Genomic DNA, 13,118 nt, shown 5'->3' on the forward strand with positions numbered 1-13,118 from the left:
ATCGCACTTAATTGGTGTTAAAATTATAAATTAAGATGGCTGAAATTAAACCTGCTGAAATATCAGCAATATTAAAAAAACAATTATCAGGTTTTCAATCTGGTGCTACATTAGAAGAGGTGGGAACAGTTCTTCAAGTAGGAGATGGGATTGCTCGTGTTTATGGGTTATCTAATGCTCAATATGGAGAATTAGTACAATTCGAAAACGGATTAGAAGCAATCGTTTTGAACTTAGAAGAAGATAATGTTGGTGTAGTATTATTGGGTCCTTCAACTGGTATTAGAGAAGGTTCTACTGTGAAAAGAACACAACGAATCGCTTCTTTAAAAGTTGGAGAGCAAATTGTTGGACGTGTTGTAGATACATTAGGAAACCCTATCGATGGTAAAGGACCTATTGGTGGTGAGTTATACGAAATGCCATTAGAAAGAAAAGCTCCTGGAGTTATTTACCGTCAACCAGTAACAGAACCATTACAAACAGGTATTAAGGCGGTTGATGCTATGATTCCAGTAGGAAGAGGACAACGTGAGTTGGTGATTGGTGACCGTCAAACAGGAAAAACTTCAGTTTGTATTGATACGATCTTAAATCAAAAAGAATTCTACGATGCTGGTAAACCAGTATATTGTATATATGTTGCTGTTGGTCAAAAGGCATCTACCGTTGCTGCAATTGCAAAAACATTAGAAGAAAGAGGAGCAATGGCTTATACTGTTATTGTTGCTGCAAATGCATCTGATCCTGCTGCAATGCAAGTTTACGCTCCATTTGCTGGTGCATCAATCGGTGAATATTTCCGTGATACAGGTCGTCCTGCATTGATTATTTATGATGATTTGTCAAAGCAAGCAGTTGCATATCGTGAGGTGTCTTTATTGTTAAGAAGACCACCGGGACGTGAGGCTTATCCTGGAGACGTATTCTATCTTCACTCAAGGTTATTAGAAAGAGCTGCAAAAGTTATTGCTAATGATGATATTGCTAGAAATATGAACGATTTGCCAGATTCATTAAAATCTATCGTTAAAGGTGGAGGTTCATTAACTGCATTGCCAATTATTGAAACACAAGCGGGTGACGTATCGGCTTATATTCCAACAAATGTAATTTCGATTACTGATGGTCAGATTTTCTTAGATGGAGATTTGTTTAACTCTGGTGTGCGTCCAGCAATTAACGTAGGTATTTCCGTATCTCGTGTTGGAGGTAATGCTCAGATTAAATCAATGAAGAAAGTTGCGGGTACTTTAAAACTTGATCAAGCTCAATATCGTGAATTAGAGGCTTTTGCTAAATTTGGTTCAGATTTAGATGCTGTTACATTAAGTGTTATCGAAAAAGGAAAGCGTAACGTTGAAATCTTGAAGCAAGCGGTAAATGACCCATCTACTGTTGAAGATCAGGTTGCAATTATTTATGCAGGTTCTAAAAACTTGTTAAGAAATGTACCAGTAGAAAAAGTAAAAGAATTCGAAAAAGATTATTTAGCTTTCTTGAATGCTAAGCATAGAGATACTTTAGATGCTTTAAAAGCTGGAAAGTTTGATGATAATATCACAGACGTATTGGCTAAGGTAGCTAAAGAAATTTCATCAAAATATTAATTTATTGAGTGAAGAGTAATTAGTGAATAGTAACTTACCCAAAAGGGCAACTAATCACTAATTACTAACCGCTAATTACTTAAAAAAATGGCAAACTTAAAGGAAATTAGAAATAGAATTGGTTCAATTTCATCTACGATGCAAATAACATCGGCAATGAAAATGGTTTCTGCTGCAAAATTAAAAAAGGCACAAGACGCAATTACTGCCATGCGCCCTTATGCAGAGAAATTAACTGAATTATTGCAAAATTTAAGTGCAACTCTAGATGGAAATTCTGGAGGAGCTTTTGCTGAGCAAAGAGAAGTTAATAAAGTTTTGATTGTTGTTGTAACTTCTAACAGAGGTTTGTGTGGTGCTTTTAATTCGAATGTAATTAAAAGTGTTAAAAGCAGAACAGAATTTTATGCTGGAAAAACAGTTGATGTTTTTGCAATAGGTAAAAAAGGAAATGATGTTTTACGTAAAACGAATACTGTTATTGAAAATAAGAGCACAATCTTTGATGATTTAACATTTGATAACGTATCTGAAATTGCTGAAACATTGATGAAAAAATTTGTTGAAGGAGAGTATGATAAAATTGAAATTGTATATAATCATTTCAAAAATGCAGCAACTCAAATTGTAAAAACAGAACAATTTTTACCTTTAGAACCAATAACTGGTGGAGAAGTAATTGCGTCTGACTACCTTTTTGAGCCATCAAAAGAAGAGATAGTATCAACTTTAATACCGAAATCTCTTAAAACTCAGTTGTATAAAGCTATCCGTGATTCTTTTGCTTCAGAGCATGGAGCACGTATGACGGCAATGCATAAAGCTACTGATAATGCAACCGCATTAAGAAATCAATTAAAATTAACATATAATAAAGCGAGACAGGCTGCAATTACTGGAGAAATACTTGAAATTGTTGGTGGTGCAGAGGCTTTGAATAGTTAATCATAATTTTAAGAATATTTAATTAAGCTCTTATTATCTTATTAGATAGTAAGAGTTTTTTTTATACTTTAATTCGTTTTTTTATTTCTACTTGAAATTCTAAATTTCATATATTTGAGAAAGTAAAGATTATTTTTTTTTTAAAATGTAACTTTAACAAAGTTTTTGCGTATAATTAAAAACAACGAAATAATTAATCAATGTCGAAAGAAAGTTTTAATTGGAAAAGTCTATTTGTTAATGACGAAGGTAATTCTCCAAAAAAAGAAGAGAAACCATCTAAATCTCTAGAAAACAATTCATCTTCTGTGGAAACAAAAAAATTCCCAGATGAGAAAGTAGTAAGCAGTACTACTAATATTGATTCATCAAACAACCCGTTTGTTGCTGAAATTTTGGAAGTATATGAAAAAGGTTTTGATTCATTGAATTTAGAAGATTTTGATTTTTTTGAGATGTATAAATCTGTAGTAGCTGTTGGAATTACAAATCCACAGAGTTATCAAATGGCTTTTACAATGGGGAAATCAATAAAATCAGATTTAACCAAACAATTTCTTCTTGAAAAAGCTAAATTTTATATTGACGAAATTAATAAAGTCCATACTAAATATGACGCAACAGGAAATGCTAAAAGCCAGGATTTAAATAACTTGGTTCATAAGGAAAAAGAGTCATTAACAGCTTCAATTTCAGATTTAGAAACTAGAATTGCTCAAATGCAAGAAGAATTACAACAGAAAAAATTGTTGTTAGTTAATGTAGATAGTAAAAATGAAAAAGAATTAAAAGAACTTCAATTAAAAATTGAGGCTAATAATTTTGCAAAGCAGAAAATACTAGACTCAATTAATTTAGTTATAAGCGGAATTAATCAATATTTATAATCTTTAAGATAGTTTTTTGGAATTAAGACTATAGAAAAGATAAAAAGCAATTCAAGAACAAATATGAATAAATTTGAACAGGAAAAAAGCACACTATTAGAGCTACCTATTTTAAAACATTTTGACGAGTCTAAAGGCGAAATAGCATTAAACACTCAAACATTAAAAAAAGGTGAAAAATATATATTTTGGGCAATTGCTCTTGGTTTATTAGGAATTGGAGGTTATTTAACATGGACCTATATTATTCCACCATTATTTACGATGCTTGGACAAGTAATTGCGCTTTCTGCAACTGCAATTTTCTTGATTTTTTTGGTAATGATGTTTCCAGTAATTATGAAAGCACTTCGTTTCGCTACTAAGAATTTGCACAAAGCTTTAATACAAAGTAACCCATTCAATGAGTTAGAAGAACAAAAGCAGAAAATGGTTAAAAACCGTGAAATTTTTAAAAACACCAAAGCGAAGCTTAAAGGGTTAAAAAACGAAATGGAAATGGAAGCGGCAAAATCTGAAAAAGAGGCTAAAGATTATCAAGAAGAACTATTAAGTTTACAACGTCAATCGGAAAGATTAAAATCGGCAATGGATGAAATGGTAAGAATTAATGGTTTGGGAGCCAAAGATACAGATGAGTATGTTGCATTGCAAAGTGAATTAGCTAAAAAGCTGAGTAACTCACAAAGAATATCAAATCAGTACGAGCAGAGCAAGAGTTTTATTCAGAAATATGGTGTAAGAGCAAATGTTTTAGGGAAGATGGATCGTAAATTAACCCTTGCTGGAACTGCAATCGATATTAAGATTGCCGATTTTGATGCTACGATTACAATGCTTAGAAAGGAGTATGAATTTGCTAAAAATGCTAAAGCAGCAACAGAAAGTGCTAAAAATGCAATGATGTTTACCAAAGATTGGGAGTTAGAATATGCCTTAGAAGTAGTAACTTCAACTATTGCTCAAGATATTGCTAGAACATCTGAAAACCTCTTAGATATCGATACGTTAACATCTCAATATTCTGTAGATAACGATGAACTATATTCAAGATTAGATTCTTTAGCAGATAAAATTAAAACAGGAGATAATACTATTCCAGATTCTACTAGATATTCTAATCCAAATTATAAAATGTCTAAAGAAGACAAACAGAATGCGGGTGGATTTGGAGATATTTTTTAAAATTACTAAAACTAAAATATTTATATAAACATGGGAAAAATTCTTAGAACAAAAAAATTAACTACATTATCTGAATTACTTATTGTGATTTTTGGTATAGGAGGAATTTTAGGAGCAATCTATTATTTGGCTCCAGGAATACTCACACCGCCATCCAAACAATTAGAAGGAATGACTTTAGATAAGGCGGTTGTTGATAATGTCGTAAATGCAGATAAAATTGAATTGCCATCTAAAGATATTTCTTCAGAAGTGGCTAATGCACCTAAAATTAGAATTGCTGGATATGCTTGGAATGCTCAATCTGGAATAATTGTTTCTAATGGAGGGCCAAAGACAACGAAAGGTTCATTAATGGAAAAAAACGGGGTGAATCTTGAAATTATTCGTCAAGACTGGTTGTCAGAATTACGCAATATGCAAATGAAATTTATTGAAGAATTTGATCAAGGAACAAAATATCCAACTTCAGATAAGTCGGCTTTCGCAGTTATGATTATGGGAGATGGTGCTCCATTCTATATTAGTTCTGTTCAAAAATCATTAGACGATAAATATGGGAAAGATAAATACCATCTTCAAGTAATGGGAGCTGTTGGAATGAGTTATGGAGAAGATAAATTAATCGGACCACCAAGCTGGAAATCTGATCCTCAAACAATGAAGGGTTCTGTTATATCTGCTGTATTAGGAGATGGAGACTGGGTAACCACAGTAAATTATTGTTTTGCGAATGGTTTAAAAGTAAATCCAGACCCTTCTACTTATGATGCAGATGCGGTGAATATTTATGCTTCTGAGAATGATGATTATATTAAATCTGCAGAAGAATTGATTAAATCGCAAACAACGGGATGGACAGTATCTTTGAAAGAAGTGTCTAATGGAAAATTAACAGGTAAGACAGTAAATAGAAAAATTGATGGTTGTGCAACTTGGACGCCAGGAGATAAATTAGTTTTTGATAAATTATCTGGATTTGTAGATATTGTGTCAACTAAAGAATTTAACAACCAAATGCCAACGGTTTTAATTGGGTTAAAAGAATGGGCTTCTCAAAACCCTGCAATTGTTTCAAATATTTTGAAATCGGCTTTAACAGCATCGAATCAAATGAAAAATTATGACGATTGGAGAGTAAGAGCATCAGAAGCAGTAACAGATACCTACCAAATGGAATCTCCTAAATATTGGTATGATATGTTTAAAGGACAACAAGGCACTAAAAACGGATTAACTTATAATATGGGAGGTTCTAAAGTGTTTAATTATCTAGATGCTATGCAATATTTTGGATTATCAGATGGTGTGAATAGATATAAATCAGTTTACAACCAAGTGTCGAATTATTTGACAGAATTAAATCCATTTGGGTTTAATGAAAATGTGGGTAAAGTATCATCTTATGAAGATGCAGTAAATTTATTCTATTTAAAAAATATTAATGATATTCAATCTACTGCTCCAGAAAAAGCAGATTATACAGAACAAGCTACAGAAGTAATGGCTTCTGGAGAGTGGAGAATTAATTTTAATACTGGAAGCGCTCAAATTTCAAATAGTTCAACAAGTGAGTTAGAAAAAATTTACAATCTTTTAATTCAAGCAGAGAATACAAAATTGACGATTGTTGGACATACAGATAATGTTGGTAATCCAAATTCTAACTTAGTTTTATCTAAAAACAGAGCTGAATCTGTAGTAGATTATTTAAGAAAAAAAGGAATTCCTTTAAATCGTTTCCAAATGATTGATGGGAAAGGATCAAACGAACCAACTGCAGATAATAACACTGCAGATGGAAAAGCAAAAAACAGAAGAGTAGTAATTACTTTGTTGAAATAATAAATTAAAGCAAAAGAGCTATCCAACAAGATAGCTCTTTTAATTCAATCCATGATAAAACTAGTAACACCATTTGAGAAAATTTCCAAATCAAAAAAGATGATAATTCTTTTTGCTTGGATTGCAATCTTAGTCCTTATTTGGATTATAGGTACTTCTGGAGAGAAACATTTGTTTCCAAATCCAAAACAAGTATTTCAAGGTTTCACAGAATTATACAATGAAGGTTTAGTGGTGCATATTTTCAATTCTTTGAAATTGTGTTTTTTGTCTATATTTCTTGCCACGGTAATTTCATTGTTTTTTGCCTATAGTTGGCCAATTCCATTAATGAAACCTGTTGCAGAGTTTATAACTAAATTTCGTTTTCTTCCTTTTACGGGTTTGTCTTTCTATGTAACTCTTGTTGTTCACGATGCTAGAAATATGCAAATTTGGATAATGGTGATATTTCTAACTACATTTTTAACCACTTCATTAATTTCGGTAGTGAAAGATATTCCTCAAGAAGAATTTGATCATGCAAAAACATTGAAATGCAACCGTTTTGAAGTGTTATGGCAAGTAATAGTTTTAGGAAGATTAGATTATGTGATCGATGTTATTCGTCAAAATTTAGCGATTACTTGGATGATGTTGGTAACCATCGAATCAATAGTAGTTGCATCTGGAGGGTTAGGTTTTCTAATCAAAAATTCAGATAAATTCATGAATCACGGGCGAATTATTGCATTGCAAATAATCATCTTAGGAATTGGTTTGTTATTAGATTGGTTTATAAATTACTTAAGAAGAGCTGTTTTCAGATACTCTAAAATATAAAAATATGGATTTCGAATTTAAAGAAACGCTTTTATATGTGGAAAATCTTAGTGTTGCCTATGATGACACTGTTATTATTAAAGATATAAATTTAATTGAAAAAGATGTGGTTCGAAAAAACCATAATAGTACTTCTCAAGTTATTGCAGTAGTTGGACGATCAGGTAGAGGGAAATCAACTTTTTTTAAAGCCTTAACGGGTTTGGTAGCACCAAAAACTGGAAAAATTTTAATTAAAGATTTTAAAAGTAATGAAGAAGGTGCTGCTAAAGATATTAAAGAAGGAGACATTGGTTTTGTAGATCAAAAATACACACTGTTTAGACATAAAACAGTGGCTCAAACGTTAAAATTCGCCTTAAGAAAATCTACCTTAACAGAAGAAGAAAAAGAAGAAAAAATAAAAGATTATTTGCATAAATGGGGATTAGACACTTGCGAATCTAAATATCCAAATGAGCTTTCAGGCGGACAAAGGCAAAGAACAGCAATTATTGAACAGTTATTTTCTTCAGATCAGTTTATTGTAATGGATGAGCCTTTTTCAGGTTTAGATGTTGGGAATATTCAAGAAGTAAAAAAATCATTTGATTTGTTAAATTCTACGTCAGAATATAATACTGTGATTTTTTCTTCACACGATATAGAATTGGCTGTTTCATTAGCACAAGTCATTTATGTAATTGGTTATCCAACCGTTAATGGAGAAAAACAATCCTATGGTTCTATAGTTGCAAAATTCGATTTACGAGAATTGGGTTTGGCTTGGCAAGAATTTGGAGAAGCACATTTGAAACTAACAAGAGAAATCATTAATCAAATGATGCTTTCGTAAAATTTTAAAATGAGTAACAATATTCGATTGAACTACAAACAAGAAGTAGAAGATAAAGGTTATGCAATAGTTGATACTGTTTTTACCACTAAAGAAATAGAATTAATTATTCACGAAATTGAGAAAATTTGCACTATAGAAAGTAAAAGTTTCCGAAAGTCAAAAGATCTATTTGCAATAAGACAATTTCTAAAAGAAATTCCTTCAATAGCAAGTTTGTTGTTTAATGATACTATAAAAAATATTCTAGAAGAGCTACTAGGGGGAAACTATTTTGTAATAAAGTCTATTTATTTTGATAAACCCGAACAGTCCAATTGGTTTGTAGCTTATCACCAAGATTTAACAATTTCTGTAAATAAGAAAGTGGCTCATGAAGGTTTTGTGAATTGGACTGTAAAGCAAAATCAGTTTTCAGTACAGCCAAAAGTTGAAATTTTAGAAAATATTTTTACAATTAGAATTCATTTAGATGATACTAATGAAAAGAATGGGGCTTTAAAAGTAATACCAAAGTCACATAATAAAGGAATTGTTCGATTAGAAGATATGGATTTTGATAGTGAGGAAGAAAAAATTTGTTGTGTTCCCAAAGGAGGTATTATGATAATGAAACCGTTAGTATTTCACGCATCCAATAAAACAATTAATAAATCCAGACGAAGAGTTATTCATATAGAATTTTCTAATTTAGATTTGCCAATGGGAATTCATTGGTCAGAAAAATACAATAGGAATTAAAAAAATGAAAGGAGTATTTACTAAAGAATTTATTCAGAAACTTAAAACAACAACTACTACTGTTTTACAAGTAGGAGAGTCTTTAAATTCTGACATAAAATGTATTACAGCATTGAATGATCTTTTACCACAAAAAGGAACAACAAAACAGTTATTAAAAGCAGAGCACTTTTTTATATCTGATTTCATTTTTGTGTACAGTAAAGTTAAGAACCTTTCAGTAACATCTCAATTTGGGCTAGCCTATTATTATGATGCAATACGAAACCAACATTTCGCAGATGAAAATGAAGTAGAAAGTTTAAATAAATTGGTAGGAACCAACACCTTTAAAAGTCATTTTAATACAATAATTCAAAATAATATTTTATTTGATTTAGAGAAAAGCAAAACGTACTTGCTTAATTATTTAAAAGAAAATAAGCATCCAAAATTTAAAGAAACACTTGGAATTTTTAATGTTTTTTTAGAATTGGTTTGCGAAATAGAAAATCAAAATAATGTAGCAAAAGACGAAGTTTTAGGAATTGATTTTACAATAAATAATATTACAGAAATAGAAGACGATACTTTAGAAAAAGTTTTAGAAGAGCTCAATGGGTTAATAGGTTTAGAAAATGTAAAGAAAGATGTTGCCGAATTAGTTAATCTTTTAAAAGTGCAACAAAAACGCACAAAAGAAGGTCTGAAAAACATAGAAATCACACTTCATACAGTTTTTTTAGGGCCTCCAGGCACAGGAAAAACAACGGTAGCAAGATTATTAGGCAGAATTTTTAAGCATTTGGAATTTTTATCGAAAGGACAATTGGTTGAAACCGATAGAGAGGGAATGGTGGCTGGATATGTTGGTCAAACCGCTACAAAAGTAGATGCTATAATAGCTGAAGCAAAAGGAGGTGTTTTGTTTATAGATGAAGCCTACGCTTTAAGTCAAAATGCTCTAGGAAATGATTATGGAGGAGAAGCTGTGAACACACTATTAAAAAGAATGGAAGATTTTAGAGACGATTTTGCGGTTGTTGTTGCAGGATATGATGAACCAATGCAACTATTTATAGATTCCAATCCAGGATTGCGTTCTCGTTTTAATCGTTATTTTCATTTTGATCATTTTAGCCCTTCAGAATTATTTGCCATTTTTGAATTAAATTGTAAAAAAGGAGATTTTATTTTAACAGAAGAAGCAAAAGAAAAATTAAAAGATGCTTTTGAATTACTCTATGAAAAAAGAGATGATAGTTTTGGTAATGCGAGAGTGATAAGAAATATTTTTGAAAAATGCATTCAAAGACAAGCTAACAGAATTGTATCAATTAAGAGAATATCAAAAAAAGCATTAAAAACATTGACAGAGGAAGACATTCCAGAGCCAAAAGAAATAATAGAACAAGTATTTTATAAGCACAATAACAATGAATAGAAATTTTTTAAAAACAGCTGCTTTATTAATAACAGCAACGGTGTTTTCACAAGAAGAAGTAAAAGAAGAGAGTAAATTAAAAATAGATTTTTCTGGGTATCTTGAAGCTTTTTATGGATATGATTTTAATAAACCAACATCAGATAAAAGATTAGATTGGATATATAATCATAGCAGACATAATGAGTTTAGTATCAACATGGGAATGTTACGCACAAGTTTAACCTATGAGAATGTATATGCCAATATTGCAATTCAAGCAGGAACAAATGTAGATGATAATTATAGTGCAGAAAGTATGAAGTTATTTCATGAAGCTTTTATTGGAGTCTATTTAGATAAAGATCAAAAACATGTAGTTGAAGCGGGAATTATGCCTTCCTATATAGGGTTTGAAACGTCATCATCCTATTCCAACTTAACATTAACACGTTCTATAATGGCTGAAAGCTCACCGTTTTATTTTACAGCAGTAAAGTATAATTATGTCCCGAACGATAAGTGGAGTTTAGCTTTTATAACAACAAACGGTTGGCAGAGAATAGAAAAACCAAATAATAAAGCACTACCAACATTTGGGTCGCAAATAGTATATACTCCAACAGATAAAACAACAGTAAATTGGAGTACTTTTATTGGAGATGAGCCAGTAGATACAGATGTTTTGAGAACTAGATATTTTAATAATTTATTTGTAGATCACGGTTGGAACGAGAAATGGAGAACTATTTTAGGATTTGATATGGGTTTCCAAAAAAGCATAGTTGATGATGCTTTTCAAGATTGGAAAACGGTCACTTTAATTACTCAATATGCAGTTTCTAAAAAATGGAATTTAGCAGCTAGAGCAGAGTATTTTGAAGATAAAGAGAATGTCATTATCGGAGCAATTTCGCCAGTAGAAGTTTTTGGAGCATCTTTGAATGTAGATTTCATACCGAATTCAAAATTGAAGTTAAGAACAGAGGCCAAATGGTTTGATGCTAAAGAACCAATATTTAATAAGGAAACAGGTATGACAAATTCAAATTTTTTCTTAGTAACATCATTAGCATTTGAGTTTTAAATGGATCCAATTTTCAAAAAAAGGGGCTGTCCGAAAAGGACAGCTTTTTTTATGTAGCTATTTTTAAGCTATTTTGTTTTGAAGAAAAAATAATAGCAAAATAACTTTGAGTTACTTTAACAAGGCAAATTTTAGTTTTAAAATAGGCTAGATAAGTGTGAATTTTGGTTTTGAAAACAAATTTTAGCAAGTCTGCCTTGAATGCATTCATTTTTCTAAAGTTGTGTCCAAGGGCCATTAGTAAAAACTCTAATGTTACTTTTTCTAATCCCTTCATTGTGAATCGATTGAATTTATTATTGCTTTTAAGTTGACCAAAAACCGCTTCTACCTCTATTGGACGTTTACTTCGATGTTCTAGTCCTTTTTCACTCATTAGTAGCTTTCTTGCTTTTTCTTTTAATTCATTTAATCGATGATTGACTGATAAAATTCTATTACCTTTTGATTGATGGCATTGACTTCGTAAAGGACATCCTTGGCATCTTTTGGCTTGATAATATGTAATTTGTGATTCATATCCAGTACTGGTTTCACGTTTTCCTACTCCTGTTTTTTGCATGATTTGACCCATTGGACAAACATAAAAATCGTGTTCTTTGTTGTAAAATAAATTTTGAACAAGAAAAGGATTGTTTTTTATCTTTCTTTTTTGTTCTTGATGAAAATAGTTATATTTCACATAAGCATCAGCTTGTTTTTCTTCCAGCATTTCATAGTTTTCTTCACTTCCATAACCTGCATCTGCAACGATTTCTTTGCTCTGTTTTTGATAGGCTTTTTCAAAACCTTCAAGATGAGAACTTAAGGTTGTAGTGTCATTTGTTGTTTGATGAATAGAAACATGTGTAATAAATTGGTTTTCAGTAGATATTTGCGGATTGTAAGCAGGTTTTAATTGACCGTTTTTCATATGATCTTCTTTCATTCTCATAAAGGTAGCTTCGGGATCTGTTTTACTATAGGAGTTCCTGTTTCCCATTGTAACCAAGTCTTTTTCATATTTTTCAAGCTTTGGAAGATGTTCCTCTTGAAGTTTTTGCAATTCTCTTGCCTGTTTTTTGGTAGGTTCTTTGAGTTTTTTATTAAGAATCGAAAGCTTTTCTTTTAAACTTTCTGAATCAATCGACTTTGGTAATTCTTCTATATTTAGTTCTTGATTATCAGATTGAATACTGTTTTCAATAGTCGATAAAATATGACTAATTTTAATTTCTAGTTTTTCTTTATATTTCTCAACGGAGCCTCTCCATACAAAAGTATATTTATTAGCTTTAGATTCTATCTTTGTACCATCAATATACTGAACATCTAGGCTTACATATTTCATTTCAACCAACATTTTTACCACTTCTGCAAAAAGAGTTTGAATGTGATTTTTTAGAACTTTACCCCTAAAATCGTTTATCGTTCTAAAATCGGGAGTTGAATTACCCGAAATATACATAAAATGAATGTTTTCCTGAAGTGCTTTTGCAATTTTTCTGCAAGAATATACATTAGATAAATAACTATAAAACAATACTTTAACCATCATTCTTGGATGATAAGCAGAAGTACCTCCACCTTTATAGTGTTTTAAAATTTCACTTATATCTAACTGATTAACAACTTGTTCCACTAAGTGAACTGGATGGTTTTGCGGTATTCTATCGAAAATATTGATAGGAAATAACTCTGGAGAATTGCCTGTTTGATTTTTAAAAACTATCTTAGCCATTGTGTATTTTTGTGTCAACTCTAAGATACTAATTTTAGA

General features: G+C 31.0%; 11 protein-coding genes. 10 read left to right on the top strand and 1 reads right to left on the bottom strand.

The features are described 5' to 3' along the window. Positions 1 to 35 precede the first annotated feature (35 nt). The 10 genes from atpA (at position 36) to ACZ49Z_RS07425 (ending at position 11,359) form a co-directional block, all read left to right on the top strand. Positions 36 to 1,610, top strand: coding sequence for a F0F1 ATP synthase subunit alpha (gene atpA / locus ACZ49Z_RS07380; protein ID WP_464307540.1), 1,575 nt, complete (start codon positions 36 to 38; stop codon positions 1,608 to 1,610). Between the two features lie 87 nt (positions 1,611 to 1,697). Continuing rightward, positions 1,698 to 2,555, top strand: coding sequence for an ATP synthase F1 subunit gamma (gene atpG, locus ACZ49Z_RS07385; protein WP_464307541.1), 858 nt, complete (start codon positions 1,698 to 1,700; stop codon positions 2,553 to 2,555). Between the two features lie 200 nt (positions 2,556 to 2,755). Beyond that, complete coding sequence (locus ACZ49Z_RS07390) at positions 2,756 to 3,442, top strand: hypothetical protein (protein ID WP_464307542.1); 687 nt, start codon at positions 2,756 to 2,758, stop codon at positions 3,440 to 3,442. 63 nt (positions 3,443 to 3,505) lie between these two features. Continuing rightward, positions 3,506 to 4,627: a hypothetical protein gene (locus tag ACZ49Z_RS07395; RefSeq protein WP_464307543.1), complete on the top strand. Its 1,122-nt coding sequence runs from the start codon at positions 3,506 to 3,508 to the stop codon at positions 4,625 to 4,627. Between the two features lie 30 nt (positions 4,628 to 4,657). Further along, complete coding sequence (locus tag ACZ49Z_RS07400) at positions 4,658 to 6,472, top strand: OmpA family protein (protein WP_464307544.1); 1,815 nt, start codon at positions 4,658 to 4,660, stop codon at positions 6,470 to 6,472. 51 nt (positions 6,473 to 6,523) lie between these two features. Next, a complete protein-coding gene (locus ACZ49Z_RS07405) occupies positions 6,524 to 7,294 on the top strand; it encodes an ABC transporter permease (RefSeq protein WP_464307545.1) in 771 nt (256 codons plus the stop codon). A 4-nt stretch (positions 7,295 to 7,298) separates the two neighbouring features. After that, on the top strand, positions 7,299 to 8,129 hold the full coding sequence (locus tag ACZ49Z_RS07410) for an ATP-binding cassette domain-containing protein (RefSeq protein WP_464307546.1): 831 nt from the start codon (positions 7,299 to 7,301) through the stop codon (positions 8,127 to 8,129). Between the two features lie 9 nt (positions 8,130 to 8,138). Beyond that, complete coding sequence (locus ACZ49Z_RS07415) at positions 8,139 to 8,870, top strand: phytanoyl-CoA dioxygenase family protein (protein ID WP_464307547.1); 732 nt, start codon at positions 8,139 to 8,141, stop codon at positions 8,868 to 8,870. Between the two features lie 4 nt (positions 8,871 to 8,874). Then, positions 8,875 to 10,293: an AAA family ATPase gene (locus ACZ49Z_RS07420; RefSeq protein ID WP_464307548.1), complete on the top strand. Its 1,419-nt coding sequence runs from the start codon at positions 8,875 to 8,877 to the stop codon at positions 10,291 to 10,293. Beyond that, positions 10,286 to 11,359: a porin gene (locus ACZ49Z_RS07425; protein ID WP_464307549.1), complete on the top strand. Its 1,074-nt coding sequence runs from the start codon at positions 10,286 to 10,288 to the stop codon at positions 11,357 to 11,359. Before ACZ49Z_RS07420 ends, ACZ49Z_RS07425 begins: the two co-directional genes overlap by 8 nt. A 49-nt stretch (positions 11,360 to 11,408) precedes the next feature. Here the strand turns inward: ACZ49Z_RS07425 and ACZ49Z_RS07430 are convergent, their stop codons facing one another. Continuing rightward, positions 11,409 to 13,079 (bottom strand): IS1182 family transposase, encoded by a 1,671-nt coding sequence (locus ACZ49Z_RS07430; protein ID WP_464305574.1) that lies wholly within the window; start codon positions 13,077 to 13,079, stop codon positions 11,409 to 11,411. Between the last annotated feature and the right edge of the window lie 39 nt (positions 13,080 to 13,118).

The sequence above is a fragment of the Flavobacterium sp. KY-23415 genome, from assembly GCF_055384985.1.

Coding starts and splice junctions, on each gene's coding strand:
- atpA (WP_464307540.1), top strand. CDS start 36: ATGGCTGAAATTAAACCTGCTGAAATATCAGCAATATTAAAAAAACAA.
- atpG (WP_464307541.1), top strand. CDS start 1,698: ATGGCAAACTTAAAGGAAATTAGAAATAGAATTGGTTCAATTTCATCT.
- ACZ49Z_RS07390 (WP_464307542.1), top strand. CDS start 2,756: ATGTCGAAAGAAAGTTTTAATTGGAAAAGTCTATTTGTTAATGACGAA.
- ACZ49Z_RS07395 (WP_464307543.1), top strand. CDS start 3,506: ATGAATAAATTTGAACAGGAAAAAAGCACACTATTAGAGCTACCTATT.
- ACZ49Z_RS07400 (WP_464307544.1), top strand. CDS start 4,658: ATGGGAAAAATTCTTAGAACAAAAAAATTAACTACATTATCTGAATTA.
- ACZ49Z_RS07405 (WP_464307545.1), top strand. CDS start 6,524: ATGATAAAACTAGTAACACCATTTGAGAAAATTTCCAAATCAAAAAAG.
- ACZ49Z_RS07410 (WP_464307546.1), top strand. CDS start 7,299: ATGGATTTCGAATTTAAAGAAACGCTTTTATATGTGGAAAATCTTAGT.
- ACZ49Z_RS07415 (WP_464307547.1), top strand. CDS start 8,139: ATGAGTAACAATATTCGATTGAACTACAAACAAGAAGTAGAAGATAAA.
- ACZ49Z_RS07420 (WP_464307548.1), top strand. CDS start 8,875: ATGAAAGGAGTATTTACTAAAGAATTTATTCAGAAACTTAAAACAACA.
- ACZ49Z_RS07425 (WP_464307549.1), top strand. CDS start 10,286: ATGAATAGAAATTTTTTAAAAACAGCTGCTTTATTAATAACAGCAACG.
- ACZ49Z_RS07430 (WP_464305574.1), bottom strand. CDS start 13,079: ATGGCTAAGATAGTTTTTAAAAATCAAACAGGCAATTCTCCAGAGTTA.